The sequence below is a fragment of the Micromonospora sp. CNZ295 genome (genome assembly GCF_004217535.1).
This window is the reverse complement of the sequence record NZ_SHKZ01000001.1, coordinates 1,122,354-1,146,197: the sequence shown is the minus strand read 5'-3', so window position 1 is coordinate 1,146,197 and position 23,844 is coordinate 1,122,354. Positions and strand designations below refer to the sequence as shown.

Genomic DNA, 23,844 nt, shown 5'->3' with positions numbered 1-23,844 from the left:
GACGGAAGGGCCCCTTCGCGACACCTCCGGTAGCGGAAGTGCGCTTTGTCAACGGTCCGGGCCGCCTCAGGACCCGACGGGGGCGAGCAGGGCGGCCAGGGTCGTGGCGCGCAGCAGCTCGGCGCGGCGCTGCCGGTCGACCTCGCCGCCGAGGAACGGCGTGGAGTTCATCAGGCCGAACGCCGCATGGGCGAGCACCCGCGCCTCACCGTCGGGCATGCCCGGGTGCAGCCCGGTGAGCACGGTCACCCACTCCTCGACGTACAGCCGCTGGAGCCGGCGGATGCGCCGGCGGGGCTCGTCGGGCAACCGGTCCAGCTCATGCAGGTGCAGGGCGATCACGGCCGGGTTGGCCAGGGCGAAGTCGACGTGGAAGTCGATCAGCGACTCCAGCGCGGCGCGCGCGTCGTCGGGGTGCGCGGCGGCCCGCTCCCGGCCACCGGCGAGCAACCCCTCGCTGACCGGGATGAGCGCGGCGACCAGCATCGCCTCCTTGCCGGCGAAGTGGTGGTAGAGCGCCGGACCGGTGACCCCGGCGGCCGCGCCGATGTCGTCCATCGACACGCCGTGGTAGCCCCGGGCGGCGAACAGGCCGACCGCGATCTCCAGGATCTCGTCCTTGCGGGACCGGCGCCGGCCCGTGCCCCCGGTCGTCCTCGCCCGCGCCTGCTGCTCCACCGTCACCCGGCAAGCGTAGACCGCCTGCCGGCGCCGGTGGAGGCCGTGGTTCGCCCGATGGCCCGCCGGCGTCCGGGCCCGGCCCGGAACCTGCCCCCACGCCCGGATCGGCCGCACCCGGCGGGGAACCGGCCCGCGGCGGCGTCCGCCTCCCGGCCGGTCGCGACTGTTCCTGCGCCGGCAGGCCGTATCCATGATCAGTGCTGCTCGCACCCCCCGTCGCGTGGCGATTTGACCCTCGACCCGGTCGAGGCCGGAGGGTCGCCGGCATGACCGCCACCCTCGGCCGCGACTACGGTCTGCTCTGGACCGCCACCGTCTCGTCCCGCTTCGGGGACGCCCTCCGTACACCCGCGCTCGCCCTGCTGGCCGCGAGCCTGACCCGCGACCCCGTGGTGATCGCCGCCGTGACGGTGGCCGGTCAACTGCCGCCGCTGCTGTTCGGGCTGCTCGGCGGCGTGTACGCGGACCGGTGGGACCGCCGCCGGACGATGGCGGCGGTGGACGGGTTACGGGCGGCGGTGGTGGGTGGCCTCGCCGTGGCGGTCGTCGCCGACCGGGCCGGGGTCGCGGCGCTGCTGGTGGCGGCCTTCCTGCTCGCCACGCTGGGCAGCTTCTTCGACGCCGCCGCCTTCGCGCTGCTCCCGGCGGTGGTGCCGGCGGCAGCGCTGCCCCGGGCCAACGGTCGCCTCCAGGCCGGCACGGCGGTGGCCGGTGGGTTCCTCGGCGCGCCCGCCGCCGGGGTGCTGTTCACCGTCGCCGCACCGCTGCCGTTCGCCGTCGACGCCCTCACCTTCGTCGCGGCCGCCCTGCTCGTGCTCGCCCTCCGCCCGGCACCGCCGGCCACACCGTCCAGCGCCCACCCGGCCCCGCCGGCACCACCGTCCAGCGCCCCGGCCGGGGCGGCGCGGAACCCGAACGCGATCTCCGGGTCCGGCCGGTCCGTCTGGCAGGAGGCCGCGGCGGGCGTGCGGTGGCTGCGGGCCGATGTCACGATGTGGCGGATCACCACCCTGACCGCGGCCAGCAACCTGGCGATCAGTGCGCTCATGGCGGTGCTGGTGCTCTACGCGCTCGACGTGCTGCGGGTGCCGCCGGCCGGGTACGGGCTCTTCGCCGCGGCCGCGGTCCTGGGCGGCGTGGCGGGCGCGCTCGGAGCCGGGCGGCTGGCGCAGCGGCTGGGCACGGCCCGCTCGCTGCGGGTGGTGCTGGCCGTGGAGACGGTGGCGCTGGCCGGGTTCGCGCTGACCCGGCATCCGGTGCCGGGCGCGCTCGCCCTGGCCGTCTTCGCCGCCGGCACCACGGCGTGGAACAGCCTCTGGATCTCGTACGGGCAGCGCCGGGTGCCGGCCGGCCTGCTCGGCCGGGTCGGCGCCGCCCAGCGGATGGTCGGGCTGCTCACCGCACCGCTCGGCGCGGCGCTGAGTGGTCTGGTCGGCGCGGCGTACGGCACGGCACCGGTGGCGGCCGCCGCCGCGGTTGTCTTCGCGCTGGTCACCCTCGCGGCGTGGCGGACGCTGGGACCGGCGGCCCCGCGCCCGCCCGCGGTCGCGCCCAGCAGCGCCGGGACAGCAGTCCGGCCAGGGCCGCCCCGGTCGCGTTGAGCAGGACGTCGTCGGTGGAGGTGACCCGCCCGAGGTCGAGCAGGTACTGCGCCGACTCGACCAGCACCGAGCACACCGCGCCCAGCAGGAAGAGCCGGCCGGCGCCGGCGAGCGCGGCGAAGCGTACCGGGGCGAAGAAGCCCAGCGCGGCGAAGACCAGCAGGTTGCCGACCACCTGGACCACGACGGTGGCCGGGGTGCCGGTGAAGAGTTCGGTCAGATCGCGCAGGGGCACCAGGTCGACCTCGCCGGCCGCGGCACGCGGGGTGAGGATCATCCACACCCAGGGCAGCGTCCCGGCGACCGCGCCGATCTCGGCGACGCTGCGCCGCCACGCCTCGCGGGGCGTCGCCGCGTCCCGGCGGCGGCGGGCCAGGACGACGACGAGCACCGCCACCAGCGGTAGGCCGACCGCGGTGGCGGCCAGGACGGGACCCCAGTCCCGCCATACCTGCGCCATCGGCGCAGCCTAGCCAACCGGGCGGTGGACGAGGCCGGAGAGGCGCAGCGCGATGCCGTGGCGGGCCGGCGGCAGCGCGGAGAGCAGGCGCAGCAACAGGTTGCGGGCCGGCCGGGTGACGGGCGGCAGGGTCGCCAGCCGGGTCAGCCCGGCGGCGAAGGAGACCACGTCCTCGGCCATCGGGCGGCGCCGCGCCGCGTACCCGTCGAGCAGCGCGTCGGGGCCGCCGGCGAGCACGTCGGCGAGGGTGGCGCCGAGGTCGACGGCGTCGACGATGCCGAGGTTCATCCCCTGGCCGCCGGCGGGGCTGTGCACGTGCCCGGCGTCCCCCGCGAGCAGCACCGGACCGGCCCGGAACCCGTCGGCGATCCGCTCGTGCAGGCGGAAGCGCGACGACCAGAGCACCTCCTCGACCCGGCCCGGGACGCGGGCCGGGCCGCGGACGTCGAGCAGCCCCTGCAGGTACGCCACGTCGGGGTCGGCCGGCGCCGCCGGGACCGAGGCGACGAGCCGGACGACGCCGTCGGGCAGCGGCGCCCAGATCAGCGGGCCGCCCCGGGCGAGGAAGAGGGTCGCCCGGTCGCCCGGCAGCGCGCTGGTCGCCCGGACATCGGCGAGCACGAACGACTCCGCTCCGTGTGCCGGACCGGAGAAGCCGATCCCGGCCAACTCGCGGACGCTGCTGCGCATCCCGTCGGCACCGACCACGTACCGCGCCCGGACCGTGGTGCCGTCGGCGAACTTCGCGACCGCGCCGGGCCCACCGAGGTCCAGGCCGCTCAGCTCGTACGGGCGCAGCACGGTCACGCCCGCGTCGGCGAGCTGCGCGGTGAGCACCTCCTCGGTGACCGCCTGGGAGACCATCAGCGCGTACGGGTGGCGGGTCGGCAGGTCGCCGAACGGGACGCGGAGCAGCACCCGGTCGCGGTCCTGGACGGTGAACTCCGGCGCCCGCACGCCGCGCGCCACGAGCGGGGCGCCGGCTCCCACGCGGTCCAGCTCCTCCAGGGTGTACGCGTGCACGACCGCCGCCCGGGAGGTGACCGGCGGGCGGGGCAGCCGGTCGACGAGGGTCACCGGCACCCCGCGCCGGGCCAGGGTCAGCGCGGCGGTGAGGCCGGTCGGCCCGGCGCCCACCACCAGCACGTCCGTCTCGGTCGGCAACATCGCCACCTCCGCACCGGAAGTCGATGCCAACGATCGTTGGCCAACTGTTGTTGGCAACAGTAGGTGCCCCCGCCTTGAGGTGTCAACGGGCGTTGGCCTACGGTCGTTGACATGACCGACTCCGCGACCCGTACCCGCCGCTCCGACGCCACCCGGGCCGCGATCCTGCGAGCCGCGCGGACCCGCTTCGCCGCCGACGGGTACGACCGGGCGACCATCCGGGCCATCGCCGCGGACGCCCGCATCGACCCGTCGATGGTGATGCGCTACTACGGCAGCAAGGAGGGGCTGTTCGCCGCGGCGGCGGAGTTCGACCTGCGCCTGCCGGACCTGACCGACGTGCCCCCGGACCGGCTCGGCGAGGTGCTGGTGCGGCACTTCCTCAACCGCTGGGAGGGCGACGAGACCCTCGCGGCGCTGCTCCGCGCCGCCAGCGCCAACCCGGGTGCCGCCGAACGGATCCGCCGCATCTTCGCCGACCAGCTCACCGCCGCCGTCGCCACCTTCGGCACCGACCCGGCCACCACCGCCCGCCGCGCCGGCCTGGTGGCCAGCCAGATGCTCGGCCTCGCCCTCACCCGCTACATCGTCCGGCTGCCGCCGGTGGTCGAGCTGGAGCCGGCGGAGGTGGTGGAATGGGTCGGGCCGACGATCCAGCGTTACCTGCGCGGCTGACCGCCCAACCTTTCGCGGCCGCTCCCGCGTCTTGTGCGTGACGGGATCGAGGGAGCTGGTCGATGGGCGGGCAGGCGGACGACGGGCGTGCGGGCTACGTGTCCTTCGTCGAGAACCACCAGCACCGCCTGCTGCGTGCCGCGTACCTGGTCTGCGGCAACCGGCACCAGGCCGAGGACCTGCTCCAGGACGCCCTGCTGAAGCTGGCGCTGCGCTGGTCGAGCGTGCGCGAGGGCGACCCGGCCGCCTACGTGCGCACCATCCTCTACCGGGACGCGGTGTCCTGGTGGCGACGACGCCGGCGGGAGTGGCTCGCCGCGTACCCGCCGGAGCAGGTGACCCGCGACGCTGACGGTGACCTGCGCCTGGTGCTGCACCGCGCGCTCGGCCAACTGCCACCGCGCCAGCGGGCGGTGCTGGTCCTGCGGTACTTCGAGGACATGACCGAGGCGGCCACCGCCGAGGCGCTGGGGGTGAGCGTCGGCACCGTCAAGAGCCAGAGCCACGCGGCGCTGCGCCGGCTCCGCGAGCTGGCGCCCGACCTGGGCCGGCTCGACGGCGACCGACCGGCTGGAACGGAGGTGACCCAGTGAGGACCGGAGACCTGCACGACCTTCTGGTGGCCGCCACCGAGGACATCCGGCCGTCGCACCCCGCGACGACCGGCTGGGACCGGGCCCGCCGGGTCCGGCGGAACCGGCGCACCGCCGCTGCCGCCGGGCTGGCGGTGGTCCTGCTCGCCGGCGGTACGGCGCTCGCCCTCGGCCCGGCGGACCCGCCCGTCCCGGCCGCCCCGGCGACCGCCGGCCCGGTCGTCCCCACCGCACCGCCCGTGCAGCGTCCGCCGGCCGAGCTGGCCTACCCGGCCGACCCGCTCGGCCGCCTCGGCGACCCGGTCACCGCGAAGCTCACCGACCGGCCGGTACGCCGGGCGCTGGCGCTCTACCAACCGGTAAACCCCGACACCGGCGTCGAGGACCGGATCCGGGTGCTCGGCGACGACGGGATCGTCCGCGACCTCGACGTGGTCACCCCGGCCCGGACCCGGGACGCCGAGGGGAACGAGGCGGTGCCGCTGAAGCCCGGCAGCCTGTCCCCGGACGGGCGGCTCGCCGCCTTCGCGCAGACCGGCGAGGTGATCGTGGTCGACCTGACCACCGCGCAGGTCCGCCGCTACCCGCTCGAGGGATACCTCGAGCACGCGCTCTGGGCCGGCGACCGGTTGTTCGTCGGCGACGACGACACCACGTACGAGGTGGACCGGGCGACCGGCGTCGCGCGGACGGTGCCGCTGTCGCCGTGGGACCTCGTCACACCCGACCCGGCCGCCCCGACCGACGCCCTGCTCGCGATGGGCGGCACGCCGGAGAGGCTCGCCCTGACCCGGTGGACGGTACGCAACGGTGTCAACGAGTTCGGCAGCCGGCCACTGGACACCGCCGCGCTGCCCCGCGGCAACCGGGTCGACGAGTTCTACGGGCGCGGCTGGCAGCGCGGCAACGAGGTGGCCCGGGCCGGCTGGATCACCACCGGCACGATGAGCGGGCTGGAGGGTGTCGCGCTGCTGAACGCCGAGAACGGCCTGGTGACCCGCCTGCTCGACCTGGGCCGGGACCGCTGGAAGGGCTGCTGCGAGGTGCTGGGCTGGGAGTCCGACGGCACCGTGCTGGTCCGGTACGACCCCGGCGGCCTGCTGCGCTGGCGACCGGACACCGGCGAGGTCACCGGCGTCGTCCGCGACCTCTACGGCGAACTCTCACTAGCGGCCGGATGAGCGGAAGGACCCCTTGTCGACGCCTCGCGTTGGACAAGGGGCCCCGGTTGACAACCGCTCAACCCGTCAGGCTGCCGGGCTGGTCGCCCTTCACGACGGGAGCCCGCACCAGGTTGCCCCACTCGGTCCACGAACCGTCGTAGTTGCGCACCTTCGGATAGCCGAGCAGGTGGCGCAGCACGAACCAGGTGTGGCTGGACCGCTCGCCGATCCGGCAGTACGCCACGATGTCGTCGTCCGGGCTGAGCCCGAGCTGGTCGGCGTAGATCGTCCGCAGCTCCTCCGGCGACTTGAACGTGCCGTCGTCGTTGGCCGCCGACTTCCACGGCTTGTTGACCGCGCCGGGGATGTGGCCGCCGCGCAGCGCGCCCTCCTGCGGGTAGTCCGGCATGTGCAGCATCTCGCCCGTGTACTCGCCCGGCGACCGTACGTCCACCAGCGGCCGGCCGGCGGCGATGTGGTCCATCACGTGCTCGCGGTACGCGCGGATCGGGGCGTCGTCGCGGTGCGGCACCGGGTACTCGGCGCGCGGCCGGGTCGGCTTGTCCCGGGTCAGCTCCCGCCCCTCGGCGATCCACTTCTGCCGGCCGCCGTCGAGCAGCCGCACGTCCGGGTGGTCGAAGAGGGTGAAGACCCAGAGGGCGTACGCGGCCCACCAGTTGAAGTTGTCGCCGTAGAAGACCACGGTGTCGTCCCGGCCGATGCCCTTGGCGGCGCACATGTCGGCGAAGCTCTTCGCGTCCAGGTAGTCGCGGGTCACCTGGTCGTTCAGCTCGGTGTGCCAGTCCACCTTGATGGCGCCCGGGATGTGCCCGGTGTCGTAGAGCAGCACGTCCTCGTCGCACTCGACGACGACGAGGCCCTCGTCGCCCAGGTGCTCGGCCAGCCAGCCGGTGGTGACCAGCCGCTGCGGGTCGGCGTACGACTGGAGTCGGGGATCGGGATCGCTCGGCACAGACATGATCCCCAAGGTACGCCGGATACGGTTCCGCCGACCCGTCATCCCAGATCGGGTGCAGCGAATGCGGTGTGTCACACGTGACAGTGGCGAGACCCGCCGACACCGAGGACCGACATGACTGCACGGCCACCCAGGGCCGCCCCACCGCCGGTGGACTTCACCGAGTTCTACCAGGCGCACTTCCACCGCCTCGCGGTGCAGCTCTACGCCTATCTCGGTGACCACGCCGAGGCGCAGGACCTCACCCAGGAGGCGTTCTGCCGGACGCTGGAGCGCTGGGACCGGATCGCCGGGTACGACGACCCGGCCGCGTTCGTCCGCCGGGTGGCCTGGAACCTCGCCACCAGCCGGCTTCGCCGGATCGGGACCGCCGTACGCCACCTGGCCCGGCAGCGGGAGGAGCACGTACCGGGCCCGGAGCCGGACCGGGTCGCGTTGCTGGCGGCGCTCGCCACGCTTCCGGAGGCCCAGCGGCGGGCGGTCGTCCTGCATCACCTGGCGCACCTGACGGTGGCCGAGATCGCCGACCAGGTCGGCGTACCCGAGGGGACCGTCAGGTCCTGGCTGTCCCGGGGCCGGACGGCCCTGGCCCGTTACTTCGCCGACCGGGAGGAGGTCTCGCGTGCGTGAGCAGACCCTGGACGAGATGTTCGCCGAGTTCGAGGCGCAGGCGGTGCGCACCTTCCGCCCGGCGGGCGTGGCCGCCGCCCAGCGGCGGGTACGCGACCGGCGGCGGCGACGCCGCGGCCTGCTCGCCGGAATCACCGCCCTGGTCATCGGCGGCCCGGCGGGGGCGCTCGCCGTGGCCAACCGGGACGTTGGTCCGGTGCCACCCACGCCGCCGTCACCCACCGTCACGGCTGGCCCGTCAGTGACCGAGCGGAAGGTGGCTGCCGCGGGGGCCGTCGGCGCGCTGCGGAGGTTGCGGTTCGTGGACGCCCGGCACGGCTGGGCGCTGTTCGACACCTGCGACCGACCCGACCAGGTGACCCAGGGGTGCCGGCGGGCGCTCGCGCGGACCACCGACGGGGGCCTGACCTGGCGGGGGCGGGAGCTGCCGCCGGCGAAGAGCAGTTCCCAGATGTACGCCTCCGACGAGCGGACCGCGATCGTCCTGTCCGGCGACGGCTACGTGACCACCGGCGACGGCGGCGCCACCGTCGACAGCAGTTCGGTGCGTTCGCCGTCGCTCGACGCGCAGCGAGCGTGGGCCACGGTCAGCGGCTACCGGCTGGTCTGCCCGTCGCCGAACGGAGACTGCGAAGGGTTACGGATCGGGCGGGTCGGCGGGGGGAAGGTCGGTCAACCGCCGCTGACCACCGGCGACGGCGGTGGTTCGGTCCAGCTGCGCGAGGGCAGCGACGGGCGCCTCTGGGTGGCGGTTGTCGACGCCGACCGGACCACCGCGGCCGTCAGCGCCGACAAGACGGCGTCCTGGCACCGGCTGCCGGCGGTCGAGGAGGCCGGAAGCCTGCTGCTCTCACCCGACGGCCGGGACGTCTGGCTGGTCGGGTCGACGGCGCCCCGACCGGTGTGGCAGCTGGTCGGCGACCGCTGGACGGAGCGGGGCAGCCTGCCCGGCGACACCTACGAGGTGGCGGCGGCCGGCGAGGGCCGGCTCGTGGTCACCGGCGCGCAGGGCGGGGCGGGTGTGTGGCGCGACGGCCGCTACGCCGACCTTCCCGAGCTGAGCGACGCGCTGGAGGTGGAGACGGGCTTCAGCAACCCGGCCACGGTCGAGGTGGCCCGCGACGGCAGCATCACCTTCACCCAGGACGACACGTGGATCCTCGGCTCCCTGGAGACCCGAGCCTGGACCGAGTTCTCCTGAACACCACCCTCCGCGATCTTGCACTTTCAGCCCCGACAAATCGGCCTTATACCGCGAACCAGGGGCGAGAAGTGCAAGATCGCGGAGATGGTGGTGCGGTCAGTCCGTCAGCGGGGTCAGGGTGGGGCGCTTCGCGGTCACCGTGTCGCCGGAGGACCGGCCGGTCAGGCGGCGCTTGAGCCACGGGGCCAGGTGCTGGGCGGCCCACCGGACGTCGTCGGCGCGGGCGGTCAGCCACGGCTTCGGCAGCGGGCGCTCGGGGACCAGCAGCCAGTCCTCGTCGCAGCCCACCCCGAGCGCGGTCAGCACCTGGGCGGCCACCCGCCGGTGCCCGGCGGCGGAGAGGTGCAGCCGGTCCGTGCTCCACAACATCGGGTTGAGGTACGTGTCGTCGGCGTACAGGTCGACCAGGATCGCGCCGTGCCGCTCGGCGGTCTCGCCGACCGCGCGGTTGAGCAGTTGCACCCGGGGCGCGACGAGGCGCTGCCCGGGCAGCCGGGCCATCACGTCGGCGAACCGGAACAGGATCACGTCGGCGCCACCCGACCGGAGCTGCCCGACCACGTCGTCGAAGCGGGCGACCAGGGCGTCCGGGTCGAACGTCCGGCGCAGCACGTCGTTGCCGCCGGCGGCGAAGCTGATCAGGTCGGGCTTCATGGCGACCGCCGCCGGCACCTGCTCGTCCACGACCCGCGGGAAGGTGCGGCCGCGGATGGCGAGGTTCGCGTACCGGAAGTCGGGCCCGGCCTCGGCGGCGAGCCGGGTGGCGACCAGGTCGGCCCAGCCCCGGTAGGTGCCGTCCGGGTACGCGTCGTCCATGCCCTCGGTGAAGCTGTCCCCGACCGCGACGTAACTGCCCCAGCTCACTGCCACCTCCGACGCAAGGAAGGGCCCCTTCTCTACGTCTCCGACAGCGGGAGGGGTCCCTGCTTAACAGCGGTAGTTTTGCACCGGCCATCCCTCCCGCGGTGCCCGTCGACGCCGGAACGTGGCGGAGGCCATCGCGATCCGTCGACCGCCGGCCGGCGGTACGGTCCCCAGGCCACGAAGCGCTCGAACAGCTCGCGCGGGGTGGGCCCGTCGTGCGGGTTCAGCCGGAACAGATCGTGCGTGGCCTCGTGGTAGAGCCCGGACAGGTAGACGGCGAGGTCCACCGGGCGGTCCGCGTACTCGATCTTGAGCAACAGCCGGGCCTCCGCGCACGGCCACGGCCCGCCGCACGCCCGGCACACCCACAGCGGGCGCAGCGGCAGGTGCGGCGGCCGGTCCGCGGGATAGGCGCGGGGCCGGTCCGGATGCGGCCCGAGCCGGGGTACGGGGAGACCACCGCACATGTCCACTCCTCTGCCTGCCGGGGCGGGACTCGTCGGGTGACAGTGTGGTGATCGGGCGACTACGGTCGGAAGGCATCGACGGTGCCCGTGGCGAGGCCCGGGAGGGCGGTCCACCCGGCGCCGCCGTCCCTTCGAGCCGCCGGACGATCGTGGAGGAACTGTGGAAGGTGAGCCCACCTCGGAGCTGATCCGGGCGCAGCTGCGCCGGCTGCGGACGAAGGCCGGACTGAGCCAGGAGGAGTTCGGGAAACTGGTCCACTTCTCAAACTCGCAGGTGTCAGCCATTGAGTTGGGACAGCGGCCCTTCGACCGCTTTTTCCTCAGGCGAGCCGACGAGGTTCTGGATACCGGCGGCCTGTTGATGTCCCTGCTCAGAATGGCCGACCGGAACGGGCATCCAGACTGGCTCCGGTCGTGGCTGGACGCTGAGCGGCAGGCACAGCAGTTGCGGTGCTACCAGCCAACCCTGGTTCATGGCTTGCTGCAGACGGAGAACTACGCCCGCGCGGTGATCCGCACCGACGACATGATCAGTGACGAGGAGGTGGAAAAGAGGGTGGCCGCTCGGCTGGACCGACAGTCGGCGCTGGTCGGCGCTGATCCGCCGAAGTATGTCGCTGTCCTAGAAGAGGCGGTGCTCCGCCGAACCGATGAGGGCTTCCGAGGGCTCATGCTGGAGCAGATCGCGCACTTGATCGAACATGCTCAACGCCCGAACATCCACGTCCATCTGATTCCGGCTACCGTCGCCGTGCATGTAGGCCTCGTCGGCCCCTTCTCTCTGGCCAGGAGTCGGGACGGTGGCTGGGTAGGCCACTTGGAGACTCAGCTCGCCGGAGATGTGATCGACAAAGAGGAGGATCTGGCTATCCTCCTGGCGAGGTGGGAGAGCGTCCGCAGCGAAGCGCTGCCTCGCCAACACTCCATCGAGCTGATGAAGGAAGTGATGCAGTCATGGAGCTGATCGGTGCGACCTGGCGGAAGTCCACCCGCAGCGGCACCCAGGGCGACTGCGTCGAAGTGGCCGACAACCTGCCCGGCGTCGTCGGCGTACGCGACAGCAAGGACCCGACCGGCCCGGTGCTCACCTTCACCCCGCGTACCTGGCGCGCCTTCATCGCCCGCACCAAGCGCCCCTGACTCCACCGCAGGCCCGTACCCGGATCACCAGCCTCGCCCGACCAGCGAGGCTGCTTTCCATGCCGTCGACTGCTCTGTGCTGAAGGTCCGCGGCGGGCTTGGCCGTACCCGTCAGGCAACGGCTGCCGGGCCGTGGTGGAGCCGCCGCGCTCGCGACGGCTCCACCACGGCCGGAACGTCAGCCGGTGGCCGCCAGGATCTGCATGCCCTTCAGTGCCGCCGGCTCCGGCGTCTCACTGATCTTCTTGCCGTCGGCGTCGAGCAGCACCAGCACGAACCTGCCACCGGACTCGACCCGGGCCACCAGCGTCCCGTCCGCCTGGAAGTACGCCTGGCGCAGTTCCCGGCCGCCCAGGTCGAGATCCACCTCCGCACCGGTGCGCGTGTTCAGCACCACGTTGGCCCGCAGGTACCGGGCCGCATCGCCCCACGTGCCATGGCGATCCATCCGGAACAGCGCGATCAGCCGACCATCCGGCGAGACGCTGGACAGGTTGAAGCTCACGTACTCCTGGTCCTTGCCCAGCCCGGGGATGATTCGCCGGTTGCCGCCGTCAGCATCGGTCAGCACGATGGTTCCGTCGGCGCCGTCAGCGATGGCGACGGTGCCGCCGGCGGCCCAGACCGGGTGACAGCCGCTGATGCCAGCAACCTGGACAAACCTTCTGGAGGACACCTCCACCAGACCGGTGACACCGCCCTCGGTGTTTCGAGAGGCGATCAGAAGCTGCCGGGAGTCCGGCGACCAGGCCGGTGACATGCACAGGTCGTCGACTTCGCTGCGCAGCTCACGCCTGCCCGAGCCGTCGATCCGGGCCACGTACAGGGTGCCCTGCTCAACCCAGGCCACTGAGCGGCCGTCCGGAGACACCGTGGCGTTGGTCAGTGCCGCCTCTTTCGACAGACTGAGCAGCGGCTCGGGCTTCGTAGCTGGTCGCCAGGACTGGAGCCGGGTGCTGCCCGCGACGGAGCCGCTGTCCGGCCCGTAGTGGAGCCTGCCGATGGTCGGGGTCTCGGTCCGGGTGTCGGCGCTGTCGGGAGGCGGCGTGGAGCTGCCCGTCGCCGTAGGTGTGGGGCTGGTCGGCGGCGACGGTGGAACGGTCACCGACGGCGGGTCGGCCGGCAGCGGTGCCGGCCCGTCGGCGCGGGGAAGGACCGCGAAGGCGGTGCCGGCGGCCGCGGCGACCAGCGCCAGCACGGCGGCGGACGTGGTGACGGCGCGCTGGATGCCGAGCCGGCGGGACGTACGCAGGGCCCGGTCGCGCAGGTCGACCGGGGTGACCTCGGCGGCGAGGTCGGCCAGGTCGAGCCGGAGGCGGTCGTGGTTCATCGGGCGTTCCCTTCCAGGACGTACAGCTCGGCGAGCTCCGGTGCGACGGCGCGCAACTTGGCGAGGGCCTTCGCGGTCTGGCTCTTGACGGTGCCGACAGTGACGCCGAGCAGGTCGGCGGCCTCAGCCTCGGTGCGGTCCTCGAAGAACCGCAGCACCAGCACGGCCCGCTGTTTGGCGGAGAGCCGGGCCAGGGCCGCCCGCAGGGTCAGCCGGAGCGTGGTCTGCTGGGCGTGGTCGGGGGCCGAGTCGCCTCCGCGTGGCTCGGGCAGGTCGCCCGGCATCGACTCGGCGACCCGGCGGCGTCGCCACCAGGAGACCTGGAGGTGGTACATGGTCTTGCGGGTGTACGCCTCGGCGTTCCCGCTGTGGTGCAACCGGTTCCACGACCGGTGCGTACGGGCGAGGGCGGACTGGACGAGATCCTCGGCCAGGTGCTGGTCACCGGTCAGCAGGTACGCCGACCGCAGTAGCGCGGGGGTCCGGGTCCGGACGAACGAGTCGAACTCACTCAGCTGAGGGTCCACACGAGCCGATCCTTGGGTGAGGTGATGCACCATCCTGACGCCCACCCAGACGCCACCCCGGGCCGGCAGGGTTGCCGATGCCGCCGACGAAACCGGCGGCACCGGCGACCTTGCCACCCGGCGCCTCAGGACCGGGGCGGCGAGATCCTGGTGAGCCCCAACGCGACCAGGCCGGAGACCGCGCCCACGAGCACCCCGGTGAAGACGCCGCTGATCGCGGCACCGACCCGGAGGATCACCTCCTGCGCGCCCGGGGCGAGGTCGGTGAGGTTGCCGCCGAGGCGGGGCGGCTCGTCGCCGAAGGCGACGTCCCACAGCAACTGGTGGGTCGCGGCGAGCAGCACGCCGTAGAACACGCCGACGACGAGCAGGGTCAGGAACGGGTTGGACACCCGCCGGGCCAGGACGACCGCGATCCACACGACCGGGGGTACGACGACCAGCAGCAGGTTCACGAAGGTGCGCTCGTGCACGACGCCCAGGTCGTGGAGCACCACCCGGGGCAGGCCGAGCAGCGCGAGCCCGAGGAGGGTGAGCAGCGGAAGCCCGAGGGTCGGGCGGGGCGGGGAAGTAACGTTCGGTGAGGTCATGACGACAACGCTAGGAACGGGCGAGCCGGGCGGCATCGGTCTCCGATCGCGTCGTCGGTACGTCGGGGAGCGACAGCGGCATCGCTTCTCGACGACTCCGGCACCGCCCCGCAGCGCCGTACGCTGACCTGGTGGTTGGCCAGCCGAGCGAGCGGGAGGGACGGCGCGGGATCCGCCCCTGGATCGTCGACGGCCTGATCGGCGCCGGCGTCGCGGTCACCCTGTCCGTCGTGATCACGGCCAACCAGGGCGGCCGCTTGGAGCCGGACCCGGTCGCCTACCTGTGGGCGGTGGGGCTGGGCGCGCTGATGCTCGCCCGCCGCCGCTACCCGGTGATCGTGCTCGCCATCAGCGTGCTGGGGCTGTTCGCCTACTACGCCGCCGGGTACCCGGCGGTCGGCCTGGCCGTGCCCGTCGCGGCCGCCCTGTTCTCCGCCGCCGAGCTCGGCCGGCTCGCCGCGGCGACCGTCGCCGCCGTCGTGGTGACCGTGGTGTCGGTCGTCTTCCGCCTCGCCGAGGGGCAGGACTTCTCGCTGGTCGTCGGGTACGAGCTGGCCGGGCACGTCCTGCTGATGGGCGCGGCGATCGCCCTCGGGGACAGCGTGCGGGCCCGGCGGGCCGCGCAGGCGAACGCGCGGCGGATCGCCGAACTCACCGCCGACCGGTACCGGCACGAGGCGGACGCCCGCCTCCAGACCGAACGGATGGCGATCGCCCGTGACCTGCACGACTCCCTCGGCCACACCACGTCGGTGATCGCCCTGCACGCCGACGTCGCCCGCGAGGCCCTCGGCAGGGACGACGCGGCCGTCCGGTCGGCCCTGGACCTGATCCGGTCCACCGCCACCCGCAGCATGGCCGACCTGCGCCGGACGGTGGCGCTGCTGCGCTCCCGGGAGGACGCCCGCCGGACCGTGGTCTCGCTGGCGAACCTCGACACGGTGACGGAGGCGGCCACCGCCGCCGGGTTCGACGTGGCGGTCGAGGTACGCGTCGACGCCGGACTGCCGTCCCCGGTGGAGGCCGCCGCCTTCCGGATCGTGCAGGAGGCGGTCACGAACGTGGTGAAGCACTCGACCGGCAGCCGGGTGCGGGTCCAGGTGCGGCAGGACGAGGAGCACCTCATGGTCGCCGTCACCGACGACGGCCGGGGCGCCGCCGCTCGACCCGGGCACGGGATCACCGGAATGCGGGAGCGGGCCGAGTCGCTGGGCGGCACGTTCACGGCCGGGTACCGGGACACCGGCTTCGTCGTCCGGGCCGCCCTGCCGCTGGCGGTGCCGTCATGATCAGCGTGCTCGTCGTCGACGACCAGGACCTGGTCCGGGCCGGCATCCGTACGCTGCTGCGGGCCGACCCGGAGATCACCGTCGTCGGCGAGGCGGCGGACGGGCACGCGGCGGTGCGCCTGGCCCGGGAGTTCCGGCCGGACGTCGTACTCATGGACGTGCGCATGCCCGGGATGGACGGCCTGGCGGCCACCGCGGCGATCCGCGCCGATCCCGCCCTCGCGGAGTCCCGGGTGCTGATCCTCACCACCTTCGACGACGATGACGACATCATCGAGGCGATCACCCTCGGCGCCGCCGGATACCTGCTGAAGGACACCCCCTCCGACGACCTCCGCCGCGCCGTGCGCACCGCCGCCGAGGGCGGGAACCTGCTCTCCCCGACCGTGGCGCGCCGGGTGATGGAGCACCTCGCCACCACGGCGCGCCGGCCACGGCCGGACCCACGGCTGGCCCAGCTGACCGAGCGGGAGCGGGCCGTCCTGGCCCGGGTCGGCCTCGGCGAGACGAACGACGAGATCGGGCGGGCGCTGTTCATCAGCCCCGCGACGGCACGTACCTACGTGAGCCGGCTGCTGACGAAGCTCGACGCCCGCGACCGCACCGCCCTGGCCGTCATCGCCCACCGGGCCGGGCTGAGCGACCCCGGCGACGTGCCGGGGGTGAGGTGACGACCGGCCCGCGGAATCGGATCGCCGCCCCCGGTGGCTCGGTCGTACGCTGCGGCAATGCTGCTACGGATGTCCACTCTGCTGCTCCGGACCCTGCGCGAGGACCCGGCGGACGCGGAGGTGCCGAGCCATCGGCTCCTGCTGCGCGCCGGTTACATCCGCCGCGCCGCCCCGGGCGGGTACACCTGGCTGCCGCTGGGCAGGCTCGTGCTCGACCGGGTCACCGAGGTGATCAGGGCGGAGATGCTCGCCATCGGTGACCAGGAGGTGCACTTCCCGGCCCTGCTGCCGGCGGAGCCGTACCAGGTCAGCGGGCGGTGGACGGAGTACGGCGACGACATCTTCACGCTCGCCGACCGGCGGGGCGCCGGGCACCTGCTCGCCCCGACCCACGAGGAACTGGCGACGCTACTGGTCAAGGACCTGTTCACCTCGTACCGGGACTTCCCGGTGACGCTCTTCCAGGTGCAGACGAAGTTCCGGGACGAGGCCCGGCCCCGGGCCGGCCTGCTGCGCGGGCGCGAGTTCCTGATGAAGGACGCGTACTCGTTCGACCTGGACGAGGCGGGCCTGCAGGCGGCGTACGACCGGCACCGGGCCGCGTACCGGAGGATCTTCGACCGGCTCGGCCTGGACTACACGGTCGTGCACGCCATGTCGGGTGCGATGGGCGGCTCTGCGTCGGAGGAGTTCCTGGCGGCGGCCGACGTCGGCGAGGACACCTACGTCGGCTGCACGGCCTGCGACTACGCGGCGAACACCGAGGCGGTCACCACGCCCGCGCCGCCCGCCGGCGACCCGGACGCGCAGCCGGTCCTGGAGGTGCACGACACACCCGAGACGCCGACCATCGCGAGCCTCGTCGAGCTGGCCAACGACCGCCGGCTCGCCGGGCGGGACGACTGGACGGCCGCCGACACGCTGAAGAACGTCGTCCTCACCGTGCGCCGGCCCGGCACCGACGCGCCGGACCTGCTGGTGGTCGGCGTGCCCGGCGACCGGGAGGTGGACCTGAAGCGGGTCGACGCGGCCATCGCCCCGGCCACCGTCGCGGTCTTCGACGGCTGGGACGACCACCCGGAGCTGGTGCGCGGCTACATCGGGCCGCAGCTGATGGCGAAGCTCGGGCTCCGCTACCTGGTCGACCCCCGGGTGGTTCCCGGCACCGCCTGGCTGACCGGCGCCAACGAGCCCGGCCGGCACGCCACGAACGTCGTCTGCGGCCGGGACTTCGTCCCCGACGGCACCATCGAGGCCGCCGAGGTCCGGCCGGGTGACCCCTGCCCGGCCTGTGAGACCGGTGAGCTGACGCTGCGTCGCGGCATCGAGATCGGCCACATCTTCCAGCTCGGCCGCCGCTACACCGACGCGTTCGCGCTCGACGTGCTCGGTCCGGCGGGCAGGCCGGTCCGGCCGACGATGGGCTGCTACGGCATCGGGGTGTCCCGGGCGGTCGCGTCGATCGCCGAACAGCACCACGACGAGCGGGGCCTGGTCTGGCCGGCGGCGGTCGCGCCGTGCGACGTACACCTGGTGGCGGCCGGCAAGGGCCCACAGCTGGAGGCGTCGCTCGACCTCGGCGAACGCCTGGCCGCCGCCGGCCTGCGGGTGCTGGTCGACGACCGTACCCACGTCTCCGCCGGGGTGAAGTTCACCGACGCGGAGCTGGTCGGCATCCCGCGCACCGTCGTGATCGGCCGCCGTCTCGCCGACGGGTACGCCGAACTGCGCGACCGCGCGACCGGCGAGCGAACCGAACTGGCGCTGGACGGGATCGTCGAACGTCTGGTCGCCGACGCGCGTGGGGTGTAGTCAGGGTGTCACGGGGTACCGCAATCTGATCGGCTGAACGTGTCTGGAGGGCTCTCAATGACCGGTTACAAGGTCAGCGACGTGATGACGAAGCAGGTCATCTACCTGCCGGCGGAGACCACCCTGGACGAGGCGGCGAAGGTGATGAGGGAGGCCGACATCGGCGACGTGGTCGTCACCGAGGGAGCCACCCTCGCCGGCATGCTCACCGACCGCGACATCGTGGTCCGGGCGGTCGCCGAGCGCAGCGATCCGGCCACCACGACGATCGGCTCCGTCATCACCCGCGAGGTGGTGATGATCGAGCAGAACTGCACCGCGGGCGAGGCGGCGGCGCTGATGCGGGAGCGGGGCGTACGGCGGGTGCTGGTCTGCGACAGCGAGCGCAAGCTGGTCGGCATCGTCTCCCTCGGCGACCTGGCCATGCAGCTCGACCCGGAGTCCGCGCTGAGCCAGATCAGCGAGCAGGCCCCGACGGTGTGAACGGAAGGGGCTCTTGTTGCCGCCCCCGGCAGCGCAAGGGCCCCTTCCCAACACCCGCGCTTCCGCCCCGACCACGGCGGTAGCCTGGCGGGATGCCCGAGATGCCCACCCGGCTGGCCGAGATCGTCGACGAGTTCGCCGCCGCACCGCGCGACGTCGTGCTGGAGATGCTCCTGGAGTACGCCGACGTCATCCCGCCCCTGCCGCCCGAGCACGCCGACCGTGCGGGCATGGAGCAGGTCCCGGAGTGCCAGACGGCGTTTTTCCTGCGGGCGCGGGTAACCCCGGAGAAGACCGTCGAGACGCTCTTCGACTGCCCGCCCGAGGCACCCACCACCCGCGCGTTCGCGGGCATCCTCGCCGAGGGTCTCGCCGGCGCCACCCCGGAGCAGGTGTTGGCCGTCCCCGACGACCTCTACCAGCGGATGGGGCTGGCCCAGGCGATCAGCCCGCTGCGCGTACGCGGCGGCACGGCGATCCTGGCCCGGCTCAAGCGGCAGGTCCGGGAACAGACGAGCTGACCAGGGAGTTGTCACGAGGCATGGAGATCGAGATCTACGCCGACGTGGTCTGCCCCTGGTGCTACATCGGCAAGCGCCGGCTGGAGCAGGCCCTCGCGTCGTACGACGGTGACGTGACCGTCCACTACCGGCCGTTCCAGCTCGACCCGTCGCCGGTGCCCGAGCCGCGCCCGCTGCTCGACTCCCTGGGCGCGAAGTTCGGCGGCCGGGAGCGCGCGGTCCAGATGGCCGACCAGGTCACCCAGGTCGCCGCCGGGGTGGGCCTGAAGCTCGACTTCCACCGCGCCGTCGCCGCGAACACCTTCGACGCGCACCGGCTGGTCTCCTGGGCCACCGACCGGGGGCGCGCCGGCGAGACGGTCGAGGCGCTGTACCGGGCGCACTTCAGCGAGGGCACGGACGTCGGTTCCCGGACGGCGCTGGCCGCGCTCGCCGGCGAGGTCGGCCTGGACGCCGCCGAGGCACGCGCGTTCCTCGACTCCGACGAGCGGGTCGCCGACGTGCGCGGTCAGCTGGCCGCCGCGCGGGATCTCGGCGTCACGAGCGTGCCGACGTTCGTGCTGGCCGGAAAGTACGCAGTCGTCGGTGCCCAGGAGCCGGAGACCCTGCTCGGCGCGCTCAGCGAGGTCGCGCGGCGCGAGTCGGCCGCCTGAGCGATGTTTCACGTGCAACCAGATCGACGCCGGTAGCTGCGGGCGCTCGTCGCCGTCCGGCGCTGCTAGCTGCGTCCGGCGCTGGTCGGCTCGGGTGGCCAGTGGACCTCGGTGGCCGCCGTCAGACCGGACGGGCCAGGTCCGCCAGCACGCGGGCGTGCGGCAACGCGCCGAACGCCGGGCCCGGCAGTGCGATCTTGCTGTGCCGGACGCCCGATCCGATGATCACGTGCGGGGTGGCGACCACCCGGGCGTCGACCAGGATCGGCCACCGCTCCGGCAGGCCGATCGGCGTGATGCCGCCGTACTCCATGCCGGTCAGTTCGACCGCGTCGGCCATCGGGGCGAAACTCGCCTTGCGTACGTCGAGCACCCGCCGGACCACCCCGTTCACGTCGGCGCGGGTGGTGGCGAGCACCACGCAGGCCGCGTACCGGACGACGCCCTCGCGCTTGCCGGCGACCACCACGCAGTTGGCCGACTCGTCGAGACCCACCTCGTACGCCGCGCAGAACGCCGCCGTGTCGGCCAGGTCGGCGTCGATCGGCGCCACCAGCACGCCGTCGACGTCCACCGGCGCGTCGGCGGGCCACTGCCCGAGCGCGGCGGCCACCGGCGCGGCGAGCAGGTCCGGCCGGGTACGGGCAGGTTCGGTCTTCAGCGTCCCCATCACGGATGCGATCCTCGCACCTGGTCCGGGCTGCCGCCCACCGACCGGCGCTGCCGGAGCACCTCAGCTGCCGGTGAGGAAGCCGTTCTCCCGGAGCAGGGTGCGGTCCCGGTGGGCGGCCAGTTCCTCGGCCCGCTCGGCCTGGATCCGGCGTACCTCCATCTCCTCCAGGGCGTGGCGGATCGCCAGGCGGATCACGCCGTAGAGGAAGACGAAGCCTCCGACGTACAGAATCACGGTGGTGACCAGGGTGAACATGGCGTCACCGTAGGTCGGACGTGAACCGGTGGAACGTTCACTTTGCGTGGTTTTCCCCGTACGTGTCGCTCAGGTACTCCGACCAGGTACGCAGCCCGTGCGGGCCGGCGCCGGTGACCAGCCCGCCCGCCCGCAGTTCCCGACCCAGCCGCCCCGGTACGCGCACCGGCAGCAGCCGCCGCCGGGTGCCCCGGGCCGCGTTCCACGCCCGCACCGCCTCGTCGAAGCGGAGCACCTGCGGCCCGCCGTACTCCTCGATGCCGCGCGACGGCCCGGCGGCGAGCCGCCGCACCAGCCGCTCCGCGACGTCCCGCGGGTCGACCGGCTGGGCGACGATCGCCGGGTCCCCGAGCACCGGGCCGAGACGGCTCGCGGTGCGCAGCAACTCGTCGAGGAACCCGCCGAACTGGGTGGCCCGCAGCACCGTCCACGGCACCGGACCGGCCGCCACCACCTGCTCGGCGGCGAGCTTGTGCCGGAAGTACGGGATCCGCACCCGGTCGACGCCGACGATCGACACGTACACCAGGTGCCGTACCCCGGCCTGCCCCGCGGCGACGACCAGCCGGCGGGTGCCGAGGACGTCGACCCGGTAGGTCCGCCGGCCGCTCGGCTGCGACGCCAGGTGCAGGACCGCGTCCACGCCGGCGACCGCCTCGGCCAGCCCGTCCCCGGTCGCCAGGTCCACCGTCACCCACTCCACCGGCGGCTCGTGGCGCGCGTGCCGGCTCGTCGCGCGTACCGTCCACCCCTCCTCGCGCAGCCGGGGCACCACGACGCGCCCGAGCCGTCCGCCCGCCCCGGTCACCAGGACCCGCATGCCGTCCCCCTTCGAGAGTTCCACGTCGGACTGACGGAGCCGCCCGGGCGCGCGTGACGCGACGAGGCCCGGGTCACCGCGCCACCTCCAGCACGGTCAGGACCAGGAAGAACGCGATCACGCCCTCGCTGATCAACCAGGAGTGGTGATCCGCCCAGTCCCGCATCCGGGGCAGTACCGCCGTGGCCCGCGACCTGAGCAGGAGCAGGGCCAGCAGCGGCAGCGCGAGCAGCAGCACGGTGACCAGCACGAACGGCAGCACCCGCCACCACGGCAGGTCGTGCCGGGCGGTGCTCGCGCCGACGCTCAGCATGGTGAGGTCGTCGGTGGGCATCGCGCCCAACAGCAGCGCCGCCAGCCGGGCCGCGTACGCCGGGCCGGCCCGCTGGAGCCAGCCCAGCCAGGACGGCGGGCCCGCCGTGCGGCGCCGTCGGAACACCACCACCGCGAGGACCACCAGCACGGCGATCACGAACCAGTCGATCCCGGTCTCCACGGTCCGCCGCCCCGCCAGGCCGCCGCCGGTCAGGTTGACCTTGACCGTACGCGTGGCCAGCCAACTCAACGTCGTCCCACCGCACACCACGAGGGCCGCGCCGCCGAGGTACCCCAGGGACGCGGCCCGGGGCCGCTCGGCCGAGGCGAGGAACACCGCCGCGACCAGCGGGGTCCCGGCGACCATCACGACCGCCAGCGGAAACGTGCCGAGGAAGTCCATCCCCCGCCATCCTCACCGCCGTCACCCCTCGCCGGGCCGGATCGGCGGATCAGGCCACCCGCGTCCCGGGTAGGTCCGCGGATCAGGCCGCCGGGACCACGCGCCGGGCCAGCAGGGCACCGAGCAGCGCCAGCCCCGCGGCGACCGCCAGCGTGCCGGCGAAGCTGGCCGCCCCGGGCGCGCTGCCCGCGGCGAGCACCGCGCCGGTCAGGGCGAGCACGGTCGCCGCGAAGAGGGAGTCGCCCAGTTGCAGGGACGAGCTGTTGCGGCCCTGCTCGCCGGGGGCCGACAGCTCCAGCGTGAGCGCGGACAGCGACGGGTAGAGCAGCCCCATCCCGAGCCCCGCCACCGCCCAGCCGAACACCGGCATCCACACCGGCACCGCGGGCACCAGAGCGAGCGGCACCACGGCGATCCCGGCGGTGATGCACGCGAGGCCGATCGTCGGCAGGGTCGCCCGGGACCGGGGCGCCGGCACGCGGCTCTGCGTCCACGAGCCCGCGGACCAGGCGACCGCGCCGACGGTGAGCACCAGCCCGGCGGCGGTGGGCGACAGGCCCCGCTCGCGGGACAGCATCAGCGGGATCACCACCTCGGCGCCGACGAACGCGGCGGAGGCCAGCCCGCGCAGCCCGATCACGGTGGGCAGCCCCCGAGCCGCCCGGAGGAACCCGGCCGGAAGCAGCCGTGGCGCGCTGACCAGCAGGCCGGCCAGGGCGGCCCCGGTCAGCGCGACGGCGGTGGCACCGCGCTGCTGCCCCCCGACGTGCAACAGTGCGGCGCTCACCGCCGCTCCGCAGGCCCAACCGACCCGGCTCACCGCGCCGGCCGGTGCGGCCGCGACCGGCACGGCGCCGACGGCCCGCAACCCCGGGTGCACCAGCAGGCCCGCCGGCACCGCCACGGCGGGCACCGCCAGGAAGACCCAGCGCCACCCGAGATGCTCCACCACCAGGCCGGCCACCGCCGGGCCGACCAGCGACGGCACGACCCACGCCGCCGCGAACGCGGCGAAGATCCGTCGGTGCAACCCCTCCGGGTACGCCCGGCCGACCACCACGTACAGCGCCACCGACAGCAGACCGGAGCCGAACCCCTGCACCACCCGGCCGACCACCAGCGTGCCCATGGACGTGGCGCTGCCGGCCACCACCAGACCCACCACGAACCAGCCGAGGCCGTGCCACATCGGCCCACGTGGCCCGCGCATGTCCGACCAGAGGCCGGACAGCACCATGGCGAGCACCCCCGCCGCGAACGGACCGCCGAAGGCGATGCCGTAGAGGGCCAGGCCGTCGAGGCTGCGCGCGACGGTCGGCATGGCGGTGCCGACGGCCAGCGCCTCGAACGCGAGCAGCGACACCAGGGCGACGCTGCCCACCGTCATGGCCCGCAGCCGGGGCGCGAACACGCCACCGGCCGGCGGAGCCGGCGGCGTCAGCGTGGCGGTCACGCCGCACCCCCCGGCGTCCACGGTTCAGGGCACCCACGGGACAACCGCCAGTCGATCAGCACCCGCCCAGCGTGCGACCTCAACCGCAGTTCAGGTCAAGCGTGACGTGGGTCGCTCACGCGCCCTCCAGCGCCTCTCCCAGCCCTTTCGCGAACCCCGACATGTGCTGGTCCGCGAGCAGGTGGCCGGCGGCCACCACCAGCGCCAGCGGCCATTCGATGACCTGGAGCGCGGCGAGCACACCCACCCCCGCGTAGTAGGCCAGCCGGTCCGGCGGCGGGACCGCCACCTGACCCAGCAGTGGAACCTCCACCCGGCGGGTGAAGATCCGGATCATGTCGCGGTTCCCGCTGAGCTCCCGTGTCAGCGTGCTCATCCCAGCCTCCCCGAAGACGGTGACGACCCCCTCGGCATTCCACGGCCAC

The 23,844-nt window shown here is 73.9% G+C and carries 28 protein-coding genes and 1 pseudogene; 14 read left to right on the top strand and 15 right to left on the bottom strand.

Features of this window, described 5'->3' with window-relative positions; all coding sequences use genetic code 11:
- Positions 1–66: 66 nt before the first annotated feature.
- The gene (locus EV376_RS05425) at positions 67–684 is read right to left on the bottom strand and encodes a TetR/AcrR family transcriptional regulator (protein ID WP_130321045.1); all 618 of its coding nucleotides are present in this window, start codon (positions 682–684) and stop codon (positions 67–69) included.
- Between the two features lie 263 nt (positions 685–947).
- Here EV376_RS05425 and EV376_RS05415 point away from each other — a divergent pair, with 263 nt between their 5' ends.
- A complete protein-coding gene (locus tag EV376_RS05415; protein ID WP_130321044.1) occupies positions 948–2,282 on the top strand; it encodes an MFS transporter in 1,335 nt (444 codons plus the stop codon).
- Here EV376_RS05415 and EV376_RS05410 read toward each other — a convergent pair.
- Positions 2,173–2,742: a VanZ family protein gene (locus EV376_RS05410; RefSeq protein ID WP_130321043.1), complete on the bottom strand. Its 570-nt coding sequence runs from the start codon at positions 2,740–2,742 to the stop codon at positions 2,173–2,175. The genes EV376_RS05415 and EV376_RS05410 overlap by 110 nt on opposite strands.
- 9 nt (positions 2,743–2,751) lie before the next feature.
- The gene (locus EV376_RS05405; protein ID WP_486482523.1) at positions 2,752–3,939 is read right to left on the bottom strand and encodes an FAD-dependent oxidoreductase; all 1,188 of its coding nucleotides are present in this window, start codon (positions 3,937–3,939) and stop codon (positions 2,752–2,754) included.
- A gap of 81 nt (positions 3,940–4,020) precedes the next feature.
- On the opposite strand from EV376_RS05405, the gene EV376_RS05400 reads away from it, so the two are divergent.
- From EV376_RS05400 to EV376_RS05390, 3 genes are all read left to right on the top strand, one after another.
- Positions 4,021–4,584 (top strand): TetR/AcrR family transcriptional regulator, encoded by a 564-nt coding sequence (locus EV376_RS05400; protein WP_130321041.1) that lies wholly within the window; start codon positions 4,021–4,023, stop codon positions 4,582–4,584.
- 62 nt (positions 4,585–4,646) lie between these two features.
- Positions 4,647–5,177: a SigE family RNA polymerase sigma factor gene (locus EV376_RS05395; RefSeq protein ID WP_130321040.1), complete on the top strand. Its 531-nt coding sequence runs from the start codon at positions 4,647–4,649 to the stop codon at positions 5,175–5,177.
- Positions 5,174–6,358 carry a hypothetical protein gene (locus EV376_RS05390; RefSeq protein WP_130321039.1) on the top strand — a complete coding sequence of 395 codons (1,185 nt, stop codon included), beginning with the start codon at positions 5,174–5,176 and terminating at the stop codon, positions 6,356–6,358. Before EV376_RS05395 ends, EV376_RS05390 begins: the two co-directional genes overlap by 4 nt.
- Before the next feature lie 58 nt (positions 6,359–6,416).
- Here EV376_RS05390 and EV376_RS05385 read toward each other — a convergent pair whose 3' ends face one another.
- Positions 6,417–7,319, bottom strand: a complete 903-nt coding sequence (locus EV376_RS05385) for a sulfurtransferase (protein WP_130321038.1) — start codon at positions 7,317–7,319, stop codon at positions 6,417–6,419.
- A gap of 114 nt (positions 7,320–7,433) precedes the next feature.
- Here EV376_RS05385 and EV376_RS05380 point away from each other — a divergent pair, with 114 nt between their 5' ends.
- Together EV376_RS05380 and EV376_RS05375 are read left to right on the top strand one after the other, a co-directional pair.
- A complete protein-coding gene (locus EV376_RS05380) occupies positions 7,434–7,949 on the top strand; it encodes a sigma-70 family RNA polymerase sigma factor (RefSeq protein WP_130321037.1) in 516 nt (171 codons plus the stop codon).
- Positions 7,942–9,150 carry a hypothetical protein gene (locus tag EV376_RS05375; protein ID WP_130321036.1) on the top strand — a complete coding sequence of 403 codons (1,209 nt, stop codon included), beginning with the start codon at positions 7,942–7,944 and terminating at the stop codon, positions 9,148–9,150. Before EV376_RS05380 ends, EV376_RS05375 begins: the two co-directional genes overlap by 8 nt.
- A 99-nt stretch (positions 9,151–9,249) precedes the next feature.
- On the opposite strand, the gene EV376_RS05370 is transcribed toward EV376_RS05375, so the two are convergent.
- Positions 9,250–10,017 (bottom strand): SGNH/GDSL hydrolase family protein, encoded by a 768-nt coding sequence (locus EV376_RS05370; protein ID WP_130321035.1) that lies wholly within the window; start codon positions 10,015–10,017, stop codon positions 9,250–9,252.
- 149 nt (positions 10,018–10,166) lie between these two features.
- Positions 10,167–10,484, bottom strand: a pseudogene (locus tag EV376_RS05365) (hypothetical protein); the annotation flags it as partial.
- A 160-nt stretch (positions 10,485–10,644) separates the two neighbouring features.
- Here EV376_RS05365 and EV376_RS05360 point away from each other — a divergent pair.
- Together EV376_RS05360 and EV376_RS05355 are read left to right on the top strand one after the other, a co-directional pair.
- On the top strand, positions 10,645–11,448 hold the full coding sequence (locus EV376_RS05360) for a Scr1 family TA system antitoxin-like transcriptional regulator (protein ID WP_130321034.1): 804 nt from the start codon (positions 10,645–10,647) through the stop codon (positions 11,446–11,448).
- Positions 11,439–11,624, top strand: coding sequence for a DUF397 domain-containing protein (locus EV376_RS05355; protein ID WP_130321033.1), 186 nt, complete (start codon positions 11,439–11,441; stop codon positions 11,622–11,624). Before EV376_RS05360 ends, EV376_RS05355 begins: the two co-directional genes overlap by 10 nt.
- A gap of 178 nt (positions 11,625–11,802) precedes the next feature.
- Here EV376_RS05355 and EV376_RS30075 read toward each other — a convergent pair whose 3' ends face one another.
- The 3 genes from EV376_RS30075 to EV376_RS05340 all read right to left on the bottom strand — a co-directional run bounded on the left by EV376_RS30075 (position 11,803) and on the right by EV376_RS05340 (position 14,071).
- Positions 11,803–12,954 (bottom strand): PD40 domain-containing protein, encoded by a 1,152-nt coding sequence (locus tag EV376_RS30075; protein ID WP_165437922.1) that lies wholly within the window; start codon positions 12,952–12,954, stop codon positions 11,803–11,805.
- Positions 12,951–13,481, bottom strand: coding sequence for a SigE family RNA polymerase sigma factor (locus tag EV376_RS05345; protein ID WP_130321032.1), 531 nt, complete (start codon positions 13,479–13,481; stop codon positions 12,951–12,953). Before EV376_RS05345 ends, EV376_RS30075 begins: the two co-directional genes overlap by 4 nt.
- A 125-nt stretch (positions 13,482–13,606) precedes the next feature.
- The gene (locus tag EV376_RS05340; protein ID WP_130321031.1) at positions 13,607–14,071 is read right to left on the bottom strand and encodes a hypothetical protein; all 465 of its coding nucleotides are present in this window, start codon (positions 14,069–14,071) and stop codon (positions 13,607–13,609) included.
- A gap of 131 nt (positions 14,072–14,202) precedes the next feature.
- On the opposite strand from EV376_RS05340, the gene EV376_RS05335 reads away from it, so the two are divergent.
- From EV376_RS05335 to EV376_RS05310, 6 genes are all read left to right on the top strand, one after another.
- Positions 14,203–15,360, top strand: a complete 1,158-nt coding sequence (locus EV376_RS05335; protein ID WP_486482522.1) for a sensor histidine kinase — start codon at positions 14,203–14,205, stop codon at positions 15,358–15,360.
- Positions 15,357–16,031: a response regulator transcription factor gene (locus tag EV376_RS05330; protein WP_130321030.1), complete on the top strand. Its 675-nt coding sequence runs from the start codon at positions 15,357–15,359 to the stop codon at positions 16,029–16,031. Before EV376_RS05335 ends, EV376_RS05330 begins: the two co-directional genes overlap by 4 nt.
- Before the next feature lie 57 nt (positions 16,032–16,088).
- On the top strand, positions 16,089–17,843 hold the full coding sequence (locus tag EV376_RS05325) for a proline--tRNA ligase (RefSeq protein WP_130321029.1): 1,755 nt from the start codon (positions 16,089–16,091) through the stop codon (positions 17,841–17,843).
- A gap of 57 nt (positions 17,844–17,900) precedes the next feature.
- Positions 17,901–18,326 (top strand): CBS domain-containing protein, encoded by a 426-nt coding sequence (locus tag EV376_RS05320; protein WP_130321028.1) that lies wholly within the window; start codon positions 17,901–17,903, stop codon positions 18,324–18,326.
- Between the two features lie 92 nt (positions 18,327–18,418).
- Positions 18,419–18,847: a SufE family protein gene (locus EV376_RS05315; protein WP_130321027.1), complete on the top strand. Its 429-nt coding sequence runs from the start codon at positions 18,419–18,421 to the stop codon at positions 18,845–18,847.
- Between the two features lie 20 nt (positions 18,848–18,867).
- Positions 18,868–19,500 (top strand): DsbA family oxidoreductase, encoded by a 633-nt coding sequence (locus tag EV376_RS05310; protein WP_130321026.1) that lies wholly within the window; start codon positions 18,868–18,870, stop codon positions 19,498–19,500.
- A gap of 121 nt (positions 19,501–19,621) precedes the next feature.
- Here EV376_RS05310 and EV376_RS05305 read toward each other — a convergent pair whose 3' ends face one another.
- From EV376_RS05305 to EV376_RS05280, 6 genes are all read right to left on the bottom strand, one after another.
- Positions 19,622–20,170, bottom strand: a complete 549-nt coding sequence (locus tag EV376_RS05305; RefSeq protein ID WP_130321025.1) for a YbaK/EbsC family protein — start codon at positions 20,168–20,170, stop codon at positions 19,622–19,624.
- A gap of 63 nt (positions 20,171–20,233) precedes the next feature.
- Positions 20,234–20,428 carry a hypothetical protein gene (locus tag EV376_RS05300; RefSeq protein ID WP_130321024.1) on the bottom strand — a complete coding sequence of 65 codons (195 nt, stop codon included), beginning with the start codon at positions 20,426–20,428 and terminating at the stop codon, positions 20,234–20,236.
- Positions 20,429–20,465: 37 nt separating this feature from the next.
- Complete coding sequence (locus tag EV376_RS05295; RefSeq protein WP_130321023.1) at positions 20,466–21,248, bottom strand: NAD(P)H-binding protein; 783 nt, start codon at positions 21,246–21,248, stop codon at positions 20,466–20,468.
- Positions 21,249–21,321: 73 nt separating this feature from the next.
- Complete coding sequence (locus EV376_RS05290; RefSeq protein ID WP_130321022.1) at positions 21,322–21,966, bottom strand: GAP family protein; 645 nt, start codon at positions 21,964–21,966, stop codon at positions 21,322–21,324.
- An 82-nt stretch (positions 21,967–22,048) separates the two neighbouring features.
- Complete coding sequence (locus EV376_RS05285) at positions 22,049–23,419, bottom strand: MFS transporter (protein ID WP_486482521.1); 1,371 nt, start codon at positions 23,417–23,419, stop codon at positions 22,049–22,051.
- Positions 23,420–23,534: 115 nt separating this feature from the next.
- Positions 23,535–23,795: a hypothetical protein gene (locus EV376_RS05280; RefSeq protein ID WP_130321021.1), complete on the bottom strand. Its 261-nt coding sequence runs from the start codon at positions 23,793–23,795 to the stop codon at positions 23,535–23,537.
- Between the last annotated feature and the right edge of the window lie 49 nt (positions 23,796–23,844).